21 protein-coding genes and 2 tRNA genes are annotated in these 20,816 nt (G+C 69.2%); 12 read left to right on the forward strand and 11 right to left on the reverse strand.

Features of this window, described 5'->3' with window-relative positions; genetic code table 11:
• The first annotated feature begins 40 nt into the window (after positions 1-40).
• Positions 41-116 (forward strand) — tRNA-Asn (locus BW730_RS04610).
• A gap of 56 nt (positions 117-172) precedes the next feature.
• On the opposite strand, the gene BW730_RS04615 is transcribed toward BW730_RS04610, so the two are convergent.
• On the reverse strand, positions 173-1,567 hold the full coding sequence (locus BW730_RS04615; RefSeq protein WP_077685229.1) for an alpha,alpha-trehalose-phosphate synthase (UDP-forming): 1,395 nt from the start codon (positions 1,565-1,567) through the stop codon (positions 173-175).
• A 70-nt stretch (positions 1,568-1,637) separates the two neighbouring features.
• On the opposite strand from BW730_RS04615, the gene otsB reads away from it, so the two are divergent.
• From otsB to BW730_RS04635, 4 genes are all read left to right on the forward strand, one after another.
• Positions 1,638-2,462: a trehalose-phosphatase gene (gene otsB / locus BW730_RS04620; RefSeq protein ID WP_158522472.1), complete on the forward strand. Its 825-nt coding sequence runs from the start codon at positions 1,638-1,640 to the stop codon at positions 2,460-2,462.
• Between the two features lie 679 nt (positions 2,463-3,141).
• Positions 3,142-3,564, forward strand: coding sequence for an ASCH domain-containing protein (locus BW730_RS04625; protein WP_145952725.1), 423 nt, complete (start codon positions 3,142-3,144; stop codon positions 3,562-3,564).
• A gap of 84 nt (positions 3,565-3,648) precedes the next feature.
• Positions 3,649-4,383 carry a hypothetical protein gene (locus BW730_RS04630; RefSeq protein WP_077685232.1) on the forward strand — a complete coding sequence of 245 codons (735 nt, stop codon included), beginning with the start codon at positions 3,649-3,651 and terminating at the stop codon, positions 4,381-4,383.
• A complete protein-coding gene (locus BW730_RS04635; protein ID WP_077685233.1) occupies positions 4,384-4,608 on the forward strand; it encodes a helix-turn-helix domain-containing protein in 225 nt (74 codons plus the stop codon).
• Between the two features lie 7 nt (positions 4,609-4,615).
• Here the strand turns inward: BW730_RS04635 and tal are convergent, their stop codons facing one another.
• From tal to BW730_RS04650, 3 genes are all read right to left on the reverse strand, one after another.
• The gene (tal, locus tag BW730_RS04640) at positions 4,616-5,719 is read right to left on the reverse strand and encodes a transaldolase (RefSeq protein ID WP_077685234.1); all 1,104 of its coding nucleotides are present in this window, start codon (positions 5,717-5,719) and stop codon (positions 4,616-4,618) included.
• 168 nt (positions 5,720-5,887) lie between these two features.
• Positions 5,888-6,202, reverse strand: a complete 315-nt coding sequence (locus BW730_RS04645) for a recombinase family protein (protein WP_077685235.1) — start codon at positions 6,200-6,202, stop codon at positions 5,888-5,890.
• Between the two features lie 208 nt (positions 6,203-6,410).
• Entirely contained in the window at positions 6,411-7,655 is a 1,245-nt protein-coding gene (locus tag BW730_RS04650) for an MFS transporter (RefSeq protein ID WP_077685236.1), read from the reverse strand.
• Positions 7,656-7,726: 71 nt separating this feature from the next.
• Between BW730_RS04650 and BW730_RS04655 the strand changes: the two genes are divergently transcribed.
• Positions 7,727-8,281, forward strand: coding sequence for a CGNR zinc finger domain-containing protein (locus tag BW730_RS04655; protein ID WP_077685237.1), 555 nt, complete (start codon positions 7,727-7,729; stop codon positions 8,279-8,281).
• Positions 8,282-8,314: 33 nt separating this feature from the next.
• Here BW730_RS04655 and BW730_RS04660 read toward each other — a convergent pair.
• Positions 8,315-8,388, reverse strand: a tRNA-Ile gene (locus tag BW730_RS04660).
• 48 nt (positions 8,389-8,436) lie between these two features.
• On the reverse strand, positions 8,437-9,411 hold the full coding sequence (locus BW730_RS04665; protein ID WP_226997072.1) for a hypothetical protein: 975 nt from the start codon (positions 9,409-9,411) through the stop codon (positions 8,437-8,439).
• A gap of 123 nt (positions 9,412-9,534) precedes the next feature.
• Between BW730_RS04665 and BW730_RS04670 the strand changes: the two genes are divergently transcribed.
• The 5 genes from BW730_RS04670 to BW730_RS04690 are packed head-to-tail and all read left to right on the forward strand — an operon-like array spanning position 9,535 to position 14,292.
• Entirely contained in the window at positions 9,535-10,599 is a 1,065-nt protein-coding gene (locus BW730_RS04670; protein WP_226997073.1) for an AAA family ATPase, read from the forward strand.
• Between the two features lie 57 nt (positions 10,600-10,656).
• Entirely contained in the window at positions 10,657-11,688 is a 1,032-nt protein-coding gene (locus BW730_RS04675; protein ID WP_077687523.1) for a DUF58 domain-containing protein, read from the forward strand.
• Positions 11,685-12,647 (forward strand): VWA domain-containing protein, encoded by a 963-nt coding sequence (locus BW730_RS04680; RefSeq protein WP_077685239.1) that lies wholly within the window; start codon positions 11,685-11,687, stop codon positions 12,645-12,647. Before BW730_RS04675 ends, BW730_RS04680 begins: the two co-directional genes overlap by 4 nt.
• Positions 12,635-13,606 (forward strand): VWA domain-containing protein, encoded by a 972-nt coding sequence (locus tag BW730_RS04685; protein ID WP_077685240.1) that lies wholly within the window; start codon positions 12,635-12,637, stop codon positions 13,604-13,606. Before BW730_RS04680 ends, BW730_RS04685 begins: the two co-directional genes overlap by 13 nt.
• Positions 13,603-14,292: a YggS family pyridoxal phosphate-dependent enzyme gene (locus tag BW730_RS04690; RefSeq protein ID WP_077685241.1), complete on the forward strand. Its 690-nt coding sequence runs from the start codon at positions 13,603-13,605 to the stop codon at positions 14,290-14,292. Before BW730_RS04685 ends, BW730_RS04690 begins: the two co-directional genes overlap by 4 nt.
• A 544-nt stretch (positions 14,293-14,836) precedes the next feature.
• Here BW730_RS04690 and BW730_RS04695 read toward each other — a convergent pair.
• A complete protein-coding gene (locus tag BW730_RS04695) occupies positions 14,837-15,532 on the reverse strand; it encodes a hypothetical protein (protein ID WP_077685242.1) in 696 nt (231 codons plus the stop codon).
• Positions 15,533-15,626: 94 nt separating this feature from the next.
• A complete protein-coding gene (locus tag BW730_RS04700) occupies positions 15,627-17,456 on the reverse strand; it encodes an alpha/beta hydrolase family protein (RefSeq protein ID WP_145952726.1) in 1,830 nt (609 codons plus the stop codon).
• 152 nt (positions 17,457-17,608) lie between these two features.
• Here BW730_RS04700 and BW730_RS04705 point away from each other — a divergent pair, with 152 nt between their 5' ends.
• Positions 17,609-18,127, forward strand: a complete 519-nt coding sequence (locus BW730_RS04705; protein ID WP_077685244.1) for a DUF3145 domain-containing protein — start codon at positions 17,609-17,611, stop codon at positions 18,125-18,127.
• Between the two features lie 92 nt (positions 18,128-18,219).
• Here the strand turns inward: BW730_RS04705 and BW730_RS04710 are convergent, their stop codons facing one another.
• From BW730_RS04710 to BW730_RS04720, 3 genes are all read right to left on the reverse strand, one after another.
• Positions 18,220-19,476, reverse strand: a complete 1,257-nt coding sequence (locus BW730_RS04710) for a beta-ketoacyl-[acyl-carrier-protein] synthase family protein (RefSeq protein ID WP_077685245.1) — start codon at positions 19,474-19,476, stop codon at positions 18,220-18,222.
• 73 nt (positions 19,477-19,549) lie between these two features.
• Complete coding sequence (locus tag BW730_RS04715) at positions 19,550-19,795, reverse strand: acyl carrier protein (RefSeq protein ID WP_077685246.1); 246 nt, start codon at positions 19,793-19,795, stop codon at positions 19,550-19,552.
• A gap of 31 nt (positions 19,796-19,826) precedes the next feature.
• Positions 19,827-20,816, reverse strand: coding sequence for a beta-ketoacyl-ACP synthase III (locus tag BW730_RS04720; RefSeq protein ID WP_077685247.1), 990 nt, complete (start codon positions 20,814-20,816; stop codon positions 19,827-19,829).

Here is a 20,816-nt window from a genome sequence, read left to right on the forward strand (position 1 = left end):
GTCGAGTCTGATAACGTTTCTCCTCGCGTGGGAACGCTAATCCCTGGTAGCTCAATTGGCAGAGCATTCGACTGTTAATCGAAGGGTTACTGGTTCGAGTCCAGTCCGGGGAGCCAGCAGAAGGCCACCATCGTCTCGATGGTGGCCTTCTTCCTTTCCCGGTGCCGGGACCTCAGCGCGCGTAGTGCTTCAGGTCGCCGAGGAAGTTGTCTGCCCACGCGTCGATCGTGTGGGTGCCGACCTGCTTCTGCAGCGCGCGCATCCGCTTGCGGCGCTCCTCCGGTGGGTCCTCGACGGCGCGCATCACGACGTCCTTCATGCCGTTGATGTCGTAGGGGTTGACCAGGTACGCCTGCTTCAGTTCGCGTGCGGCGCCCGCGAACTCGCTCAGCACCAGCGCGCCGTCAAGGCCTGGATGGCACGCGACGTACTCCTTGGCGACCAGGTTCATGCCGTCGCGCAGCGGGGTGACCAGCGCGACGTCGGCGATCCGGTACATGGCGGCCATGGTCTGGCGGGGGAACCCTGCGTGGCGGTACACGATCGGGGGCCGGCCGACACCCCCGAACTCCGAGTTGATCCTGCCCACCAGCAGGTCGATGTCGTCGCGCAGCCTCCGGTACTCCTCGACGCGCTCGCGCGACGGCGTTGCCACCTGCATGAACACCACCTCGGCTGGGTCGAGCCTGCCCTCGGCAAACAGTTCGCCCACCGCGCGGATCCGCTGCCGCAGGCCCTTGGTGTAGTCGAGCCGGTCGACCCCGAGCAGTACCACCTTCGGGTGACCCAGATCGCTGAGCAGCGCCTCGGCCTCCGCGATCGCCGCGGGCGACTCCGCCAACTCCCGGAATCCCTCGGTGTCGATCGAGATCGGGTAGGACTTCGCGCGGCAGACGTGATCGCCGACCTGAACGTGGTGCCGCTCCACCTTGTGCTCGGTCCTGAGCCGCACCAGCCGGAGGAAGTTCGACGCCGCCCCCGCGACCTGGAAGCCCACGAGGTCGGCACCAAGCAGGCCCTCCAGGATCTGGCGCCGCCACGGCAGTTGCAGGAACAGTTCCACCGGCGGGAAGGGAATGTGCAGGAAGAAACCGATCTTGAGGTCGGGGCGCAGTTCGCGCAGCAGTCGCGGCACGAGCTGAAGCTGATAGTCCTGCACCCACACCGTCGCGCCCTCGGCCGCCACCTCGGCGGCGGCCTCGGCGAAGCGCCGGTTCACGATCAGGTAGGCGTCCCACCACTCGCGGTGGAACTCCGGGAAGGCCACGGTGTCGTGGAACAGGGGCCAGAGGGTGGCGTTGGAGAACCCCTCGTAGTACTCCTCGAACTCGGAGGAGCTCAGCGGCACCGGCACGATCGCGTATCCGTCGTGGGTGAAGGGCTGCACCTCCTCATCCGGTGCGCCGTGCCAGCCGACCCAGGCTCCGCCCTCCCTGCGCATCACGGGCTCGAGGGCGGTCACGAGACCGCCCGGCGAGGTGTTCCAGTCGACCGTTCCGTCGTCGGCCACCACCCGGTCGACGGGCAACCGGTTGGCGACGACGACGAAGTGCGCGCGCTCAGACATGGGGTTTCCTCCTTGCGTCGGTCCCACCCTACCGAGGTCCGCGTCGGATGAACCTGGCAAGGTGGGTGCCATGACCAGGTGGACAGTGCAGGACCAGGCCGGAGACGACTTCATGCGGGCGGCTGGCGCGCATCCGGAACGGGTGCTGCTCGCGCTCGACTTCGACGGGACGCTCGCGCCCATCGTGCCCGACCCCGACGACTCGCGGCTTGACCCCCGTGCCGCCGAAGCCCTCGCACGCCTGAGGGGACGCCTCGGCGCGCTGGCGATCATCACCGGCAGGGGCACCCAGACGGTGAGCAAGCTGGCCCGGTTGGAGGAGCGCGGCGTCAACGGCCTGATCGTGGCGGGCGGCTACGGCGCGCAACGTTGGGTGGTCGGCGAGGCGGTCGACGACGCAGGCGCGCGCCCCGCCGGCATCGGGGAGGCGCTCGAGGCGATCCGCGAGGCGATCGAGGCATGCGGCGTCGACGGGGTGGCGGTCGAGGACAAGGGGATCGCGCTTGGCGTCCATACCCGACGCAGCGACGACCCGGATCGCGCCTACGGGTCGCTGCTGCCGCGGCTGGAGGGCATCGCCTCGGCGCATGGCCTCACGATCGAGCCGGGCCGAAGTGTCATCGAACTGCGCGCCTCGACGGTGACGAAGGGGGACGCGATCCGAGCGCTGATCGAGGAGACCGGTGCGACGGTCGTGGCGATGTGTGGCGACGACCTGGGTGACCTGCCTGCCTTCGACGCCCTGGTCGACCTGCGCGCCGCGGGCCTCACGACCTGCCGCGTGGTGAGCGCCTCGCTGGAGCAGAGCGGGCTGGGCGCCTACGCAGACATCCTGGCCGAGGGGACCGACGGCATCGCCGACTGGCTGGAGGCGCTTGCCGACGCCACGTCGTAGCCGCGGCTGGTTGAGCCGGGCAGAGGCGCGAAGCGCCGCAGCGCGCGTCGAAACCCCGTTGGTTGAGCCGTGCAAAGGAGCGAAGCGCCGCAGCGCGCGTCGAAACCCCGTTGGTTGAGCCGTGCAAGGAGCGAAGCGCCGCAGCGCGCGTCGAAACCTCTGGCACCCGGTACGCAGTCCCTCGCCGCTGTGGTGGTGGTTGCGGACCCTTCGACAGGCTCAGGGAACGGCCCGTTGGTTGAGCCGAGCACGGGCGCGAAGCGCCGCAGCGCGCGCCGAACCTCTGGCACCCGGTGCGCAGTCCCTGGCCGCTGTCGTGGTGGTTGCGGACCCCTTCGACAGGCCCAGGGAACGGCCGGCGACCGGCCCCTCGTCTGAGCCCGAACTACCCGTGACGGGTGGTTTGCCACCGGCGATGCGACACGGCGACCCCGCCCAAGGCGCCCAACGAGGTCTTTTCTACACTTGTTCCATGTGCAGGACGAACTCGTCCGGAGGCCGGACCGCTCCGCTGGATCGGTCCCGTCGCGCACCTGAGTCGGTCGACTCACCAACCACCCCGGGCATGGCCGCCGCACGTCCTGACGACGGTCCGACCCATGCAAGAAAGGCAGCAGAAGTGACAAGTCCCGCGACCACGCCGAGCGTATCGAGGCAGTTGTGCTCCGAGCTTCGCGTGTTGAGCGTCAGGCAACCATGGGCGTGGCAGATCGTCCACGAAGACAAGGATGTCGAGAACCGGATCCTCCCGACGACCTACCGCGGACAGGTGGCGATCTTCGCGCCCTTCTCCCCGGATGTCACGGCCCTCCAACGGCTTCCCCGAGTCGCCCCCGCCTGGGTCGACGCCCCCCGTCAGTTTGAGCTTGGCGCGATCATCGGCCTCGCGCAACTAGTCGACTGCCACGACGCGTCGTGGTGCGGCGAGGATCAGTACGGACGCGCCATCGAGATGTGCTCGCCCTGGTCGCTGCGCTCGCACCAGCACCTCGTGCTTTCTGACCCGGTCGCGCTGCGCCACCCCGTCTCGGTGCGCAACCGGCGCGGGCTGTGGAAGGTCGGCACCCGGTTGATGCGGGAGATCGAGGCGCAACTGCCCTGAACCTGACCGACCGCCCCTCTTGCCAGAGGTTATCGAATATCGTTATGCTTATCGCTATTCGATAACTTTCGTGAGGAGCCGACCATGGCAGCCTTCGCTCTTGTCTTCCTGGTTCTCGCCCTGCTGATGTTCGGGGTGCTGGCCGCAGTCCTCGGCAGCGCGGGCCGAGCCAACATCGCCACCGTGGCAAAGGTCGCCAGCCTGATCGCCATGGGGCTGACAGGTCTCAGCGCCCTGCTGGGTGCCATCGCGGCGCTGGCGGGCGGTCAACTCGACGTCACCGTTCCGGTCCACCTGCCCATCCACCTGGCCGACGGTGTGACGTTCCAGGACGGCCCCTCGGCGACATTCGTCAACGGGGTCCTCGACCAGGCCACCGTGCAGGCGAGCGGGCTGTCCTTCGCGACCCGGGCGGTACTCGCGCTTGCGGTCCTCCTCGGAGGAGCGACGTTGATCGGCGTCGCCTGGACGACCTGGCGGCTCGCAGGCTCGATGGGCGACAGCGATCCCTTCCGGCTCGGTTCCCGGGCGCTTCGCACCACCGCGCTCATCGTCCTGATCGGCGGCACCGCGGCATCCATCGCCTCCGACATCGGCAACTTCCTCGCGTCCCGGGAACTGTTCGAGGTGAAGGCCTGGGGATCGACCACCACCGGGCCGCCTGTCGACTCACTGACGGCCCTCGGCTGGCCCGAACCGGCGGGTCTCCAGGTGACGCTTCCGTTCTGGCCGGTGGGGGCCGCCGTCGTGCTCCTGCTGCTCGCCGCCGTCTTCCGCTACGGCGCGCTGCTGCAGGCCGACTCTGAGGGGATGGTCTGAGTGCCCACCGACGAGGGGCGCGTGCACTGCCGCCTCGATGAACTCCTGGAGGAGCGCGGCATGACGCTGACCGAGTTGTCGCGCAGAGTCGGCGTCAGCCTCGTGAACCTTTCGGTGCTGAAGAACGACCGTGCCCGGGCGATCCGGTTCGGGACGCTCACCGCGATCTGCGATGTGCTCGGCTGCACTGTGGGCGAACTGCTCGTGGTGGTCCCCGAACGCTGAGCCCCGGTCAGCCGTCCGCGAGGGCCTGCTTCACCGTCGCCTGGAGGTCGTGCCAGGAGGCGATGAACTTCTCGACGCCCTCGTCCTCCAACCGCTGCGTGACGTCCGCGAAGTCGACCCCGACCTCGGCGAGCGCGTCCATCACCTCGTGCGCCTCCGCGTAGTGGTCGGTGATGGTGTCACCCGTGACGACGCCATGGTCGAAGGTCGCCTGGAGTGTCTTCTCGGGCATCGTGTTGACGGTGTGTGCTGCGACCAGTTCGGTGACGTAGAGCGTGTCGGGGAGGGACGGGTCCTTCACCCCGGTCGACGCCCAGAGCGGCCGCTGGACGGTGGCTCCCGCCGCGACGAGCGCCGTGGCCCCGTCCTCGGCGAAGCGCCGTTCGAGCAACTCGTAGGCGAGGCGCGCGTTGGCGACGCCCGCCTTGGACTTCAGGGCTGCCGCCGCCTCGCCGCCGATCGCCGCGAGTCGCTTGTCGACCTCGGTGTCGACCCGGGAGACGAAGAACGACGCGACGGAGTGGATCTGGGAAAGGTCGAGGCCGGCGTCCCTGGCCTTCTCGAGGCCGGCGAGGAACGCGTCGATCACCTCGGAGTAGCGCTCGAGGCTGAAGATCAGCGTCACGTTCACGGAGATACCCGACCCGATCGTCTCGGTGATCGCGGGCAGCCCGGCCTTCGTGGCCGGGATCTTGATGAGCACGTTGGGCCGGTCGACGGCGTCGTACAGGGAGCGCGCCTGCGCGATTGTCGCGTCGGTGTCGTGCGCGAGGTCGGGGGAAACCTCGATGGAGACGCGGCCGTCCCGGCCAGTGGTGGCGTCGTAGATCGGGCGGAAGATGTCGCACGCGTCGCGCACGTCGCTGGTGGTCAGGGTGAAGATGGCCTCGTCGACCGATGCCCCCGCCGCCGCCTGCTCCGCGATCGACTCGGCATATCCCTCGCCGTGCGAGATCGCACCCTGGAAGATCGTCGGGTTGGTCGTGACGCCCACCACGTTGCGGGTGTCGATCAGTTCCTGCAGGTTGCCGGAGGTGATGCGGGAGCGGGAGAGGTCGTCGAGCCAGATGCTGACGCCCGCGGCGGAGAGTTGCTGGGTGGGAGAGGACATGTGCGCTCCTTCGAGTTGGCCGTGGCGCCGGGCGGGTCGCGCTGACGCGCTCCCGGCAGCCTCGACGGGTGGTCCTACGTCGCCGACGATACCGCCGCCACGTTGCACCGCGCCCACATCCGCACGGACCATCACCCCTGAGGGGGCTGCAGGCACAGGGCTGGGGGCTTACTCCAGCACCAGGTCGTTCGAGACGAGTCGGATCGTCGCGTCGCGCTCCTGGATCGCGTTGACGGCGGCCAGGATGCCGTCCAGTTCCCGGGCGAACCGGTTGACGTCCCAGACGATGACCTGGTCGCCCGGATCGAGGGTCTCCAGGAGGTTGGAGAAGCCCCTGCGGGTCAGAGCATCTGTGTGCCCGCACACCTCGCTGTCGACGTAGACCTGGAGATTGGACTCGCTCAACTCCTGTGACAAGGTGTGGAGCTCGCGTTGGGTCGGGGAATCGGTGCAGGCGGTGCGTACATACCCGTATGCAGTCATCCCACGATCCTCACACAACGCATCGTCCACTCCGCGCCCGGGTCCCGTGACCCGATCGGACCCGAACACCCGGTGTTGCCCCGTTACCTTGTCACCGAATCTTGGCGTGCACGCAGCGAGTGGAGGGGGTCGGGCGCCGTGGAGGCCGCAAACCGCTCCTACCCGGATGAGGTGAGCCCGACTGCAGTCAACGCCTGTCTTTCGGGGTTCAGGCGGTTCGGGAGTCAACCAGGTCGCGCATCCGCCTCACGGGGGAGAGGATCACCGCGAGCGATGACAGGGCCATCACCGACGCGCCGATGACCCCGGCAAGCCACAGGCCCGCGAGGTCGACGGTGAGTCCAGCCACCAGAGCACCCACCGACAGCGCTCCCCAGGAGAGCAGTCGGTAGGCGGCGTTGACCCTCCCTCGGATGGCCTCGTCGACCGCCAGTTGGCGGACGGTCACGGCCTGTGAGTTGGCGACCCCGACGCCCAGCCCGGAGGCGAGGAAGGCGACCGCCAGGATGACCAGCGAGGCGAGGGTCGTGTCGCGGGCGGCCAACATGCCGAGCAGTGGCGCGGTGTTCCCGACGATCAGGGCCCCGATCAGCGACGGTCCGTAGCCGAACCTGGCGGTGAGGCGCGCACTGAACGCGGCCCCGATGAAGGCACCGACGCCGCCCGCCATCAGCACCAGGCCGAGCGCGATTGGCCCGTCGGGCCGTGAGGTGAGGATCGCCACCGTGAGCGCGAGCATGAACACCTCGTTGCCCAGGTTCCATGTCGTCGCCTCGACGGCGAGGCCGCGCACCGAACGGTTTCGCCACAGCGCGGCCAACCCCTGACCCGCCTGCGTGACGGCGTTTGCCTCGGGGTGCTCCGGGGCGGGTTCGGCAGTCCGCACCCGCCAGAGCAGGAGTGCGGACGTGACGCTGGCGACCCCGTTGATCAGCAGCGCAATGGGAGCCGTCACAGCCTGAACCAGCGCGCCGCCCAAGCCGCTGCCTCCGATGTCGATGGCCGACTCGGTCGCCGTCACCCGCGCGTTGGCATCCGGCAACTGCTCGGCCGTCACGACGTGCGGCAGGAAGGAGAAGTCGGCGAGTGAGTGAAGCACGGCGAGCGAACCGAGCAGGAACGTGAACGCCACGAGCGTCGGGATGCCGAGCAGTCCGGCCATGGCCAGCACGGCCATCGAGATCACGAGAAGTGCGCTGACCAGTTCGGCGCCGATCATCATGCGCCGCCTGCGGTACCGGTCGACGACCACGCCCAGCCACAGCGTCAGGAGGAGATAGGGCAGATACATCGCGGCCCTGACCCAGGACATCTCCTGGGCGCTCGCCCCCAGTGTCACCAGGGCCAGGACGGGGAGGGCGAGGTCCCCGATCTCGGCGCCCAGGCCGGCGACCGCCCCGGCCCCCCACACCTTGCGGTAGTCGGGGCTCGACCAGGCGCTAACCGTCTTCATGCATTCGCAGGTTACGCCGACGGGTGGGGCATGGCAACCATCAACGCAAAATTGATGGTTACACTGGGTGGATGGCAGATACGGTCGTTGCACCGCGGGCCCCCGGCGCGCTCGAGTTGGTGCGAGCCTTCGTGAACAGCCTCGACATCGAGGACGGCGTCGATTCGCTACTCGACGCCGACGGCTGGGGGCGCTGGTCCACGGAGGTCGGCTGTCAGGGCGCGGCCACGGACGCCGACCTCGCTCGGCTCCGGGAGTTGCGCGAGACGCTCCGGGTCGCTCTGCTCGCCAACCACGACCGCGCCCCGCTGCCGGAAGAGGCCAGGGTGGCGGTCGCCGACGCGATCGACTGGTCGGGTGCACGCACAACAGTCACGGAGGCGGGCCTTGCGCTCGAGCCGGTCGGAGGCGGGCCGAGGTGGCTGGCGGGCGCCGTGGCCGCAGCGGTCGCCGCCGCCCTTGGCGACGGCACCTGGTCGAGGCTCAAGGCCTGTCGCGACGACGCCTGCCACTGGGCCTTCTACGACCACTCCCGCTCCCGCACCGGGCAGTGGTGCTCGATGGAGATCTGCGGAAACCGGAACAAGCAACTCCGGTGGCGCGAGCGGCAGGTTGGCGGCAACTGAACAGGAGCGCGGATCGGGCCTTGGCCGCAGCGGTGGGGCGTGCGGGGCTCGAACCCGCGACGGGCGGATTATGAGTCCGCTGCTCTAACCGGCTGAGCTAACGCCCCCAACCACGCCACGAGCATAGCGGCGCGGACCGGCTTCCCGGATCGGGCTTACAGCTTCGGATTCGGCGACGGATCGCCGGGGCCGGACTGGTCCCCGCTCGGCTGCAGCATCGACGGGGTCTCGGAGTATTTGCCGCCGTTGTCGCCCGACGATGGGGACGAAGGGGTGCCGCCGCTGCCGCTCTGACTCGGGTCGGGCGAGCCGGACCCGCCCGACCCGGACGCGGGGGAGGGGATCGGCTGGGGCGCGTCGACGAGGGGCTGGTTCTGGAAAAGCAGGATCGCCAGCAGCAGGGCGAGGGCGGCGATCAGCGCCATCAGCAGGAAGCTGACCAGCATCGTGACCCAGCCCGCGCGGTCCTTCTTGCCCGGCCAGGGGAGCGGCCACACGCGGGTGGTGCCGTGGCCCGTCTTGTCGATCCAGTGCAGCCGGTAGTCGGGTCCGGCAGGCTTGCTGAGCGGGGGAGTCGCCGTCAGGTCGATCGCGAGCAGGATCCGTCGCGCCTCCGTGACCGCCCGCCTGGAACCGTCGAACGCGAGCGCGACCCAAGGCGCCAACGGGGCCTTCGAGTCGAGTTGCGGGTCGTCGTCCTCGCTACGGAAGCGGCCGCCCATCCGGCCGTCCTCCTGGTCCTGCCCGCCCCGGGCGACCACGGTGTCGATGTGCATGGCGTTGATCTCGCCGGAGAACCTGGCGCGCGCCGCGGCGTCCTGCGCGGCGCCCTCCGACAGGAGCAGCAGCATGGCGGAGTCTCCGCCGTCCTCGTGACCGACGAACGCCATGCCAGCGGGGGTCGCGGTGAGCCGCGCGTCGAGCCAGAAGTCGCCGACCTTGACGGGGTCCTCGTCGGTGAGGGGAAACTGCTCTGCCATGTCGACAGGGGGGACAGGTGCGGTGCTCGAGGTGGGGAGGTCGGCGCGCGTGACGGTCGGGGTGTCGTCAAACTCCCCGGCAGACGCGGCGCCCGCGGCCGCGTCGTCAGGCTGGTCGGGGCCCGTCCCGGGCCGATCCTCGGTGCTCATCGTGAACCATCGAACCACATCACCCCAAGCAGGTGCGCAACATCCCGCGCGCCGTCGAACAGGTTGGATGGTCTGACGGGGGCGCTATCGTAGACGCGGATCACTATCCAGAAGGAGCCCCGCGTGAGCACACCGCCGACCGAACAAGCGCAGTTGCCGAGCAACGTCGCCGACGCGGCCAAGGTCCTCGGACAGGCCATCAGTCAGGTTCAGCGAGTCATCGTCGGGCAGGAGCACATGGTGCAACAGCTCATGGTGGCTCTGCTCGCGAAGGGCCACTGCCTGCTCGAGGGCGTCCCTGGCGTCGCGAAGACGCTTGCCGTTCGCTCGTTCGCGACCGTCGTCGGCGGCGACTTCGCCCGTATTCAGTTCACCCCCGACCTGGTGCCATCGGACATCGTCGGAACGCGCATCTACTCGGCCAACTCCGAGTCGTTCCAGATCGAACTCGGCCCCGTGTTCGTCAACTTCGTCCTTGCCGACGAGATCAACCGTGCGCCAGCGAAGGTCCAGTCGGCGATGCTCGAGTTGATGGCGGAGAAGCAGGTCTCCATCGGCGGCAAGACCTACCCGGCGCCGAAGCCGTTCATCGTGATCGCGACGCAGAACCCCGTCGAGTCCGAGGGCGTCTACCCGCTGCCCGAGGCGCAGCGCGACCGCTTCCTGATGAAGGTCGACGTTCCCTACCCCCGCGGCAACGAGGAACTCGAGATCCTGCGCCGCATGTCGGTGCGACCGCCGGAGGCAGAGCAGGTCCTCGACACCCAGTTGGTGCTGCACCTGCAGGACATGGCCTCCAACGTCTTCGTGCACAACCTGGTCGCCGAGTACATCGTGCGGCTCGTCCTCGCCAGCCGTGCGCCGAAGGACTTCAACATGCCCGACCTGGAGAACGTGATCCAGATCGGCTGCTCTCCGCGCGCCACCCTCGGTCTTGTCGCCGCTGCGCGTGCCCTCGCGCTGATCAACGGCCGCGACTACGTCCTGCCGACCGATGTGCAGGCCGTCGCGAGGGACGTGATGGCGCACCGCATCGTGCTCGGCTTCGACGCGATCGCAGACGATGTCAGCACCCTTGACGTGGTCGACCGGATCCTCGCCATGGTGCCGGCGCCCACGCCGGTCTGGAACCAGGAGCAGCGTCAGGCCAGCCACGAGCAGCACGCGCACCAGCCCGGTCGCGCCTAGGAAGCTGTGGCCCAGCCGGAGTTCACCTTCAACGGCCCCCCTCCGCAGGGGCCGCCCATGCTCGCGCCCGACGATCGGCGCGGCGCCGCGATGTCGGTGCTGCGTCCGCCCACCGGCCCGACCATCCCGCTCAGCAAACTGGCGCCTGAGGCCGCTCTTCGCCGCCTCGAGTTGACCATCGTCCGGCGCCTCGAGGGGTTCCTGCACGGCGACCACCTCGGCCTGCTGCCGGGCCCTGGCTCCGACACCAACGACGCCCGCGTCTACCAGCCGGGCCAGGACGACGTCCGCAAGATGGACTGGGCGGTCACCGCCCGCACCACCGTCCCGCACGTGCGCGACACCATGGCCGACCGCGAACTCGAGGTGTGGGCGCTGCTCGACGCCACCCCGTCGATGAACTGGGGCACCGACGGCATAACCAAGCGCGACCTCGGGATCGCCGCGATCGCCACCATCGGCTTCCTCAGCCAGAAGATGGGCGACCGGTTCGGCGGCATGGTGATGCTGCCCGACAAGGTCAAGCGCTTCCAGGCCCGTTCCGGTCGCACGGCCCTCTACGGCCTGCTGCGCAAGATGCTGACCGAGCCGATCGTGCCAGACCACGCCACCGGCGACCTGCAACTTGCCGACGGCATCGAGCAGTTGACCCGCGCGGAGCGCCGCCGAGGCATGCGTGTGGTCGTCTCCGACTTCCTCACCCCGGGCGACTCTGAACTCGACGTGAACGAGCCCCCGTCGTGGGAGCGCGCGCTGCGCCGCCTGGCCGTGCGGAACCAGGTGCTCGCCGTCGAGATCATCGACCGTCACGAGGTCGAGTTCCCCGACGTCGGCGAGATGCTGATCCGCGACCCCGAGACCGACTTCTCCCGCTACATCAACACCTCAGACGACGCGGCGAGGCGACGCATGGACGCCGCCACCAGCGCCCAGCGCGAACGTATCAAGGTCTCGCTGCGCCGGGCCGGCGTCGGGCACATCCAGTTGCGCACCGACCGCGACTGGGTCGCCGACATCGCTCGCTTCGTCCTGAACTACCGCAAGACGGCCAGCGTGCTGCATCAGCCGCCGCAGGGGGTGAGCAAGTGAGCTGGGTTCCCGACTTCGCCAACCCCGAACGCCTCTGGACCCTCGCGCTGCTTCCGGTCCTGATCATCGCCTACCTGATCGTGCTGCGGCTCAGGGGCCGGGTCGCGCTTCGCTTCACCAACACAGGGGTCCTCGGCCGGGTCGTCGGCTCACAGAAGCGCTGGACACGACACCTGTTCGTGGCCATGTCGCTCGCCTCTCTCGTCGTCCTCGGCCTCGCCTACGCCAACCCGCTCGGCGTCGAGAAGCAACCCCGTGAGCGTGCGACCGTCGTGATGGTCGTCGACACGTCCCTGTCGATGTCGGCGGAGGACGTCAGCCCCAACCGCCTCGACGCCGCCAAGAAGGCCGCGACGCAGTTCATGCACGACCTCCCAGACACCTACAACGTCGCCGTCGTGTCGATGTCCGGCAGCCCGTCCATCGCGATCCCACCGACCACCGACCGCGGCGCCACGGAGCGCGCCATCAACGCGCTCGAACTGGCCGACGGCACCGCCATCGGCGACTCGATCACCTCGGCGTTGAAGGCGGTCGACCAGGCGCCAAAGGGCGACGACGACAAGGCGGCGCCCGCCATGATCGTGATGCTCTCCGACGGCACCAACACCGAGGGCCCAGCCCCTGCGGACGCCGCACGGGAGGCGAAGGGCCGCGAGATCCCAATCTTCACCATCGCCTACGGCACCGAGAACGGCTTCGTCGACGTCGACGGGCGTCGCGAGAACGTGGCCCCCGACACCGCGACGCTCAAGGCGATCGCCGACGCGAGCGGCGGGAAGTCGGTCGGCGCCGACAATTCGGCGGCGCTCAAGGACGCCTACAAGCAGATCGGGTCGGTCATCGGCTACGAGGACGTCAAGAAGCCCATCACCGCCACCTACGCGGCGGTCGCGCTCGGCTTCGCGATCGTCGCGGCGCTCGGCGCGGTGTTCATGGCGGCGAGGTGGCCACGATGACGCTGCTCGCCATGGAGTTCATCGCCCCGCAGCGGTTGTGGGCGTTGGCGATCATCCCCGTGATCGCGCTGCTGTACGTGTTCCTCGCGGGCAAGGGCGGCACCAAGAAGCGCCCCATGAGTTCGCGACTGCAACTGGTCGTCCCTAAGGACGCCGCCTGGAAGCGGCACGGAGCCGTGCTGCTCGCGCTGCTCAGCCTGGGGGCGCTGATCGTCGCCTGGGCGATCCCGAAGGACTACACGGACAAGCCTCGCGACCGCGCGACGGTCGTGGTCGCCATCGACGTGTCCTGGTCGATGGAGGCCGAGGACGTCAACCCCAGCAGGCTCAAGGCCGCGCAGGCCTCCGCCAAGGAGTTCGTGAACTCGCTGCCCGAACGCTTCAACGTGGCGCTGGTGACCTTCGCGGGAACGGCGGACATCGCCGTGCCTCCCACCGTCGACAGGGGAGCGGTCGATCGGGCGATCGGCGCGCTGGAGTTGGCACCGTCGACGGCCGTCGGCGAGGGCATCTACAAGAGCATCGACTCCCTGAAACTGGTGCCCCCGGATCCGAACGACCCTGAGGCCGTCGCACCGGCCGCGATCGTGCTGCTCTCCGACGGCGCCACCAACATCGGCCGCAGTTCGGCAGGCGCGGCGCAGAAGGCCAAGGACGACGGCGTGCCGATCTACACGATCGCCTACGGCACCGACGACGGCTACGTGGTGCAGGACGGGCAGCGGCAGCGGGTCTCGGTCGACCACTACGAGATGAGCGAGATCGCCCGAATCAGTGGCGGCAAGAAGTACTCGGCCGAGTCGAGCGGGCAGTTGACCGAGGTCTACGACGCGATCCGCGAGTCGGTCGGCACCGAGAAGGTCCCCGCGGAGATCACCGACCGCTACGCCGGCCTCGCCATCATCTTCGCGGTCCTCTCAGCGCTGGGCGTCATCTCGCTCGGGGCGCGCTGGCCGTGACCGTCACCCAGAACCTGGCCCGCGTCAGGGCCGACATCGACGACGCGTGCCTGAGCGCGGGCCGCGACCCGGGCGAGGTCAGGCTGCTGCCCGTCAGCAAGTACCACGACGCCGCGGCGATCCGTGAGGCCCACGCGGCCGGGTACGTGCTGTTCGGCGAGAACAAGGTGCAGGAACTGGTCGCCAAGGCCGACGAACTGGGCCCCGAGGGCATCGGTTTCGCCGTCATCGGGCACGTCCAGACCAACAAGGCCCGCGACGTGGCGAGGGTGGCGACGGAGGTCCAGTCGCTGGACTCGCTGCGGTTGGCGGAGGCTCTGCAGCGGCGCCTTGAAGCAGCCGACCGGAGGCTGCCGGTGTTGGTCCAGGTGAACACGTCGGGGGAGTCGGCCAAGTCGGGCATCAGGCCGGACGAGGCGGTCGAGGTCGCCCGGGCGCTGTCGTCGTTCGACCGGCTAGACGCCAGGGGGCTGATGACGATGGCGGTCAACAGCCCCGACGAGGGCGAGGTCGCCGCGTGCTTCCGCCTCTTGGTCGACGCTCAGGCCCGGATCCGCGACGCCGTCGGTGGCGGTTGGGACGAGTTGAGCATGGGGATGTCGGGCGACTTCCGGGTCGCCATCCGCGAGGGCTCGACGTGCGTGCGGATCGGCACCGCGATCTTCGGCCCCCGCCCGGCCGCCTGAGAATCGCTGGTTGAGCCGTGAAGGACGCGAAGCGCCGCTGGTTGAGCCATGAGGTGCGCGGAGCGGACCTCATCGGTCGAAACCTTCCCGCGGCCGAGGGGCAATGCAAGCTCCAGCACCGGGCGCCAGAGGGTTTCGACGCAGCGGCGGGCGACTTCGTCGCCGCGGCTGGCTCAACCAGCGGGGCCGCTGGTTGAGCCATGAAGGACGCGAAGCGGACTTCATCGGTCGAAACCTCCTCTGGCGGCGAGCCCACCCAGTCCCTGCACAGGGTGGCAGAGGGTTTCGACGCAGCGGCGGGCGACTTCGTCGCCGCGGCTGGCTCAACCAGCGGGGCCGCTGGTTGAGCCATGAAGGACGCGAAGCGGACTTCATCGGTCGAAACCTCGTGTGGCGGCGAGCCCACCTAGTCCCTGCACAGGGTGGCAGAGGGTTTCGACGCAGCGGCGGGCGACTTCGTCGCCGCGGCTGGCTCAACCAACGACTGCCGCGGCTGGCTCAACCAACGACTGCCGCGGCTGGCCGAACCAGCCGCGGCATCCACTCAGTTCCCGGTCTTCGGGGGCTTCGGGCGGTCCGGCTTCTGCGTCGGGGCGTCCTTGACCTTCAGTTCGATCATGCCGTGGCGCTTGTCGTCGGGGCCCTGAGCCCACACCACGTAGGTGCCGCGGTCGAAGTGCTTCGGGATCGTGAACGACACCGAGAAGTCGCCGTCGCTGTCGGCCTTGGTCGTCGCGACCCGGGTGCCAGGGTCGTCGGAGTTGGCGATGGCGAGGTAGATCTCGATCCGCTTCCCGGCCGGGAACATTCCGCCCTCGACCGAGTGCTTCGACCCTGGCGTCGATGCCTTGCTCGTGCCGCCGACCTTGATCCACGGATCGCCGCCGTCAGGCTCCTCGCCGGCCTCGACCTTCAACTGCACCGTCGGGTAGTGGCTCTCGGAGGTTCCCGTTGCGCACACCGCGAGGACGTCGGCGACGCCAGGCTTCATCTTGGGGACGTACATGGAGGCCTTCCACGTCCCGTCGGCGGCAGGCCGGACCTTGACCCGGGAGTCGCCCAAGAACACGTGAACGGTGTTGGCGGGGTCGCAGTCGGTGCCGGTGAGGGTGATCGTGTCGCCCACCTTCGCGCTGTCGCGGGACAGGTCGGGGGTGATGTCGGCGTGGGCCGCAGTGATGGTGCCAAGCGAGATGAGTCCGCCGAGGATGACGGTGGACAAGAGGGTCGTGCGCAACATGGTCTTCCCTTTCGCAGTCGGTGGGCACCCTTCGGGGTACCTCACTTGTAACTACGCAGGCCAGGGGGCGTTTGGTTGCGTCGAGTTCTCCGCGCTACAGGTTCTCGATCTCCAGGACGGGCACGTCGGGGCTCGCCGCCATGCCGAAGACCTGCTCCAGGAACGACACCTGCGCCTCCAGCGCGAGGCGCCTTGTTGCCATGGCGCGGAAGCCGTGACCCTCGCCCTCCAGCATCAGCAGCGCGACGGGTTGCCCTGCCGCTCGGACCGCGTCGGCCATCTGCACCGCCTGATTCGGCGGCACCACCTTGTCCTCGGTGCCCTGCAGGATCAGCATCGGCGTCGACAGTCGGTCGAGGTGGTTGATCGGGGAGCGCTCCTCGTACACGTCGCGACCGGAGGGCCACGGCGCGACCAGGCCCTCGGGGTAGCGCGACTCCGCCTTGTGGGTGTCGGTGACAAGCGTGGTGAGGTCCCCGATGCCGTAGCGGCTGATCCCGGCGGCGAACACGTCGGTCGAGACGAGCGCGTTGAGCGTGGTGTACCCGCCCGCGCTGCCGCCGGTGATCGCGACCCGCTCCGGATCGGCAAGGCCTGCGTCCGTGACGGCGCGGACCGCGGCGACGGTGTCGCTCACGTCGAGCAGGCCCCAGTTCCCGCGGAGGCGGTCGCGGTAGGCGCGACCGAAGCCCGTCGAGCCCGAGTAGTTGACGTCGAGGACCGCGAAGCCGCGCGAGACCCAGAACTGGATGGTGGCGTCGTAGCCGGAGGTCGCCATGCTGGTGGGGCCGCCGTGGGTCATCACGAGAAGCGGCGGCCGGTCGACCTCGGGGCGGTACAGCCAGGCCTGCACCGGGCCAGCCTCACCGTCGGCCCAGATGGACTCGGCGGCCGCGACGTCGGGTTCCTTCTTGGACGCGCCCGCGAGCGTCTCGACGGAGCCGTCGGGGTGGATCGCGACCAGGGACGAGGCCCGGTTGGCCCATTCGGCGACCACGCAGATCACGTCGCCTGCCACAGCCACGGATTCGATGTCCGTGGAGCCGGGAAGCGGCCACGCCACGTCACCGCCCTTGGAGGGCCAGACGGCGAGCGAGCCGATCCCGTTGGCGTAGCTCAGGGTCGCGATCCGGTCATCGCCGAAGGCGGCGGCGGTGGCGGGGTTCAGCACCCACAGCGGGCGGGAGCAGTCGCGCTCGACGGCCCACTCGGCGCCGCCGTCGATCCGCCAGTTCCAGAACCCGGAGCGGTCGTCGACGTAGGCGAGGCGGCCGGAGGGCAGCCACAGCGGGTAGCCCGCGGCGACCCCGTCGGCGGCGCTGACGGGGGAGGCGTCGGACGGGTCGGCGAGGGAGGCGACCCACACGGAGCAGGTGTCCCAACTCATGTTCGGGTGGTCCCACTGCTGCCAGGCCAGGCGACCGTCGCGCACCGCGACAGAGGCGTAGAAGTCCGCCCCCGTCACCAGCACCCGGCCGCCGTCGGCGTTGTCGCCGTCGACGGCGAGGGCGACAATCTCGGTTCGGGCCTCCGGTTCGGCGGAGTGGTCCTCGCGGACGGCCACCACGATCCCGTCGGGGAGGCTCAGCCGCAGGCCGCCGTAGACGTAGGAGGTGCCGGCTCGGGTGAGAGGCCGGGCGCCGTCGCGGTCGAGCAGCCACACCTGCCCGGTGCGGTCGTCGCAGTACGCGATGCTCAGCGCGTCGACGGTGTAGGCGCCGCCGCCGTACTCCATGGCTCGAGAGCGGACGTTCGCGTCAGGGGTCAGGTCGGTGACCTCTCCGCCCATCAGGCGTCGCACCGTCGTGCGGCCGTCCTCCGCGGCGATGGTCGCCAGCCAGTAGATGGCCTCGTCACTGGCCTGGACCTGTGAGACGGCGTCGGGGTAGTGCAGCACGGAGTCGATCGGCATGGGTTCACGCATGTCTGGCTGTATATCCGATCGGCGCCCGGTTGATCAAGCCCGTGGACAACGCCCGTTGCCAACTCAGTCAGGCTCATGCACAATGGGCAACACCACCTGGCGCAGCCAAATCGCAGGGGAAGGCAATTGGGCCCAACCAGGAGGTACAAGCGATGACTACTCGTTTCGAGACGAGTCACCCGACGCGAGGCATGATCTTCATCCACTCGGCGTCGGCGGCGCTGTGCCCTCATGTTGAGTGGGCCATCGGGACCGCACTCGGGTCCCGCGTCGACCTCGAATGGACAAACCAGCCGGCCCAGCCGGGCACCCAGCGCGCCGAATACTCCTGGACGGGCACCCCTGGCCAGGGAGCGGCGCTGTCGACGGCGCTCGCGCGGATCAGCCAGGTGCGCTTCGAGGTGACCGAGGAGCCGACGCCCGCCTCCGACGGTCAGCGCTACTGCTACACCCCGACGCTCGGCTCGTTCTCGGCGATCGTGGGCGTGCACGGCGACATCCTGGTGGCGGAGGACCGGCTCAAGCATGCCGTCGCCACCGACGCGCTGGGCGGCGAGCCGATCTTCAAGGCGCTCGAGCGGCTTCTCGGCGTGCCCTGGGACGACGAACTCGACGTGTTCCGCTATGCCTCCGAGGACGCCCCGGTGCGCTGGCTGCACCAGGTCGGCTGACCCGGCCCCCTAGACAGGCGCTCCTCCCTGGCGCCGAAACAACAACTCACCGCCACCTTTGATCCGGGTGGCGGTGAGTTTGCTTGTCTGGCTCAGGCGGTCACGTTCTGGTTGGTGACCGCGACCGCGACGTTGGAGCCGCCGAAGCCGAACGAGTTGTTGATGGCCGCGAGCTGACCGTCGGGCAGCGCGCGGGTCTGGTTGGCGGCGATGTCGATCGGGAGCCCCGGCTCGAGGTTCTCGATGTTGATCGTCGGCGGCACGACCCGGTCCTTCAGCGCCATCACGGTTGCGAACGTCTCGAGCGCACCCGCGCCGCCCAGGAGGTGCCCGGTCATCGACTTCGTGGAGGTCACCACGACCCCATCGACAGCGGACCCGAGAGCCGCGGCGATCGAGTTGGCCTCGGTCACGTCGCCCTGAGGGGTCGAGGTGCCGTGCGCGTTGACGTGGACGATGTCGCGGGCCTCGAGGCCCGCTGCGCGCATCGCCTTGATCATGGCCTGCGACTGGCCGCGGCCGCTCGGCTCGGGCTGCACGATGTCGTGGTTGTCGTTGCTGATCCCTGCGCCGACGAGGGTGCCGTAGATCTTCGCGCCGCGCGCCAGGGCGCTCTCCAGGGTCTCAAGGACCATGATCGCGGCGCCCTCACCGAGCACGAAGCCGTCACGGTCGACGTCCCACGGGCGGGATGCGTGCTCCGGGTCGTCGTTGCGGCGGCTGAGGGCCTGCATCTGGGCGAAGGCGTTGAGGGGGAGCGGATGCACGACGCCCTCGGTGCCGCCGACCACCGCAATGTCGCACCTGTCGAGCTGGATCTGGTCGTAGGCGAGCGAGATGGCCTCGTTGGAGGACGCGCACGCGCTGACCGGGGCGTGCACGGCGGCGGCAGCGCCGACCGTGAGGCCGAGGTTGGCGGCCGGGGCGTTGGCCATCAGCATCGGGATCGTCAGCGGGGAGACGCGACGCAGGCCCTTCTCCTTCTGGGTGTCCCAGTTGCCGAGAAGGGAGTGGAGGCCACCGATGCCGGTGCCGACGGAGACGAGCAGGCGATCGGGGTCGACGGGGTTGTCCTCGCCGAGGCCGTAGCCCGCGTCGGCCCACGCCTCGAGGCCTGCGACCATCGCGAGTTGCGAGGAGCGGTCGAGGCGGCGCGCGGCGACGCGGTCGAGACGCTCGACCGGATCGGCCGTCTCGGCCGCGAAGGTGACGGGCAGGTCGGCCGCCCAGGACTGCTGCAGCGTGTGGACGCCGGAGCGCCCTGCGAGCATTGCCTCCCAGGTGCTGGGGGCGTCGTTTCCGAGCGGGGTGAACGCGCCAAATCCGGTGATGACGACGGTGCGGGTCATGCGTGGGCTCCTAGGCGACGGGGAGATGAGGGGGTGTGGTGGGCGGCCACGGCGGGCGTGGCCGCCCGACGCGTCAGTTCTGGGCGCGCTCGATGTAGGCGACGGCGTCGCCGACGGTCTTGAGGTTCTTGGCATCCTCGTCGGGGATCGAGACGCCGAACTTGTCCTCGCAGGCGTAGATGATCTCGACCATCGACAGCGAGTCGACACCCAGGTCGTCCACGAAGGACTTGTCGAGCTGGACGTCCTCGGCGGCGACACCGGCGATGTCGTTGACGATCTCGGCGAGGTCTGCGCGGATCTCTTCAGTGCTTGCCATGGTTGGCTCCTTCTTGTGAGGTGGTTTGCGATCAGGGCAGGATCACGGTCTGGCCCGCGAACACGAGGCCCGCACCAAATCCGATGATCAGTGCACTGTCACCGCTCTTGGCCTGCCCGGATTCGAGCAGAGCCTCCATCGCCAGCGGGATCGAAGCCGCCGACGAATTGCCCATCTGGATGATGTCGCGGCCGACCACGACGTCCTCGGGCAGCTTGAGGTGGCGCAACATCGAATCGGTGATCCGGTTGTTGGCCTGGTGGGGGATGAAGCAGTCGAGTTCCTCGGGCGTCAGCCCCGACGCGGCGAGGGTCTCGACGGCCTTCTCGACGATGGCGGTGGTTGCCCACTTGAACACCTCGCGGCCCTCCATGTGGATGTGAGGGCCCTCGACGCTCGGGTTGACCGTGCGCCAGTCGTCGATCTCGATGACGCGCGACGCCTCGGGCTTTGAGCCCCACACCGTCGGGCCGATCGCGGGCGCGTCGGAGGCACCGATCACCACGGCGCCCGCGCCGTCGGAGAACAGGAAGGCGGTGGAGCGGTCGGTGAGGTCGGTGTAGTTCGAGAGCGTCTCGACGCCCAGCACCAACACGTTCGTGGCCGATCCTGCGCGCACCATCGACTCGGCGATGCCGACGCCGTAGCAGAACCCGGCGCAGGCCGCGGAGATGTCGAACGCGGCCGGGGCGTTGAGGCCGAGCTTCTCCGCCATGATGCAGGCCAGCGAGGGGGTCTGCTGGTAGTGCGACACCGTCGAGACGAGGATCGCGTCGATGTCGGAGGCCTGCAGCCCGGCGCGCTCGATGGCCTTGGTGGCGGCGTCGACGCCGAGCGTCTCCGCGTCTTCTCCCTCGGCGACCCAGTGCCGCTCGGTGATCCCCGTGCGCTGCTGGATCCACTCAGGGGTGGAGTCGATCATGGTGCACATCTCGTCGTTGGTGACGACGCGGCTGCCGCGGGCACCGGCGACGGACAGGATGCGGGCGTACTCGGCGCCGGTGGAGGACTTCAAGGCCAC

It is taken from the genome of Tessaracoccus aquimaris (assembly GCF_001997345.1).
Taxonomy (GTDB): Bacteria; Actinomycetota; Actinomycetes; order Propionibacteriales; family Propionibacteriaceae; genus Arachnia; species Arachnia aquimaris.

What these genes read in the sequence shown, in the direction of transcription:
- BW730_RS04650 (WP_077685236.1), bottom strand. Translation starts at nt 7,655, where the DNA reads ATGAAGACGGTTAGCGCCTGGTCGAGCCCCGACTACCGCAAGGTGTGG.
- BW730_RS04675 (WP_077687523.1), top strand. Translation starts at nt 10,657, where the DNA reads ATGCTCGCGCCCGACGATCGGCGCGGCGCCGCGATGTCGGTGCTGCGT.
- BW730_RS04630 (WP_077685232.1), top strand. Translation starts at nt 3,649, where the DNA reads ATGGCAGCCTTCGCTCTTGTCTTCCTGGTTCTCGCCCTGCTGATGTTC.
- otsB (WP_158522472.1), top strand. Translation starts at nt 1,638, where the DNA reads ATGACCAGGTGGACAGTGCAGGACCAGGCCGGAGACGACTTCATGCGG.
- BW730_RS04615 (WP_077685229.1), bottom strand. Translation starts at nt 1,567, where the DNA reads ATGTCTGAGCGCGCGCACTTCGTCGTCGTCGCCAACCGGTTGCCCGTC.
- BW730_RS04700 (WP_145952726.1), bottom strand. Translation starts at nt 17,456, where the DNA reads ATGCGTGAACCCATGCCGATCGACTCCGTGCTGCACTACCCCGACGCC.
- BW730_RS04665 (WP_226997072.1), bottom strand. Translation starts at nt 9,411, where the DNA reads ATGAGCACCGAGGATCGGCCCGGGACGGGCCCCGACCAGCCTGACGAC.
- BW730_RS04705 (WP_077685244.1), top strand. Translation starts at nt 17,609, where the DNA reads ATGACTACTCGTTTCGAGACGAGTCACCCGACGCGAGGCATGATCTTC.
- BW730_RS04715 (WP_077685246.1), bottom strand. Translation starts at nt 19,795, where the DNA reads ATGGCAAGCACTGAAGAGATCCGCGCAGACCTCGCCGAGATCGTCAAC.
- BW730_RS04655 (WP_077685237.1), top strand. Translation starts at nt 7,727, where the DNA reads ATGGCAGATACGGTCGTTGCACCGCGGGCCCCCGGCGCGCTCGAGTTG.
- BW730_RS04645 (WP_077685235.1), bottom strand. Translation starts at nt 6,202, where the DNA reads ATGACTGCATACGGGTATGTACGCACCGCCTGCACCGATTCCCCGACC.
- BW730_RS04710 (WP_077685245.1), bottom strand. Translation starts at nt 19,476, where the DNA reads ATGACCCGCACCGTCGTCATCACCGGATTTGGCGCGTTCACCCCGCTC.
- tal (WP_077685234.1), bottom strand. Translation starts at nt 5,719, where the DNA reads ATGTCCTCTCCCACCCAGCAACTCTCCGCCGCGGGCGTCAGCATCTGG.
- BW730_RS04695 (WP_077685242.1), bottom strand. Translation starts at nt 15,532, where the DNA reads ATGTTGCGCACGACCCTCTTGTCCACCGTCATCCTCGGCGGACTCATC.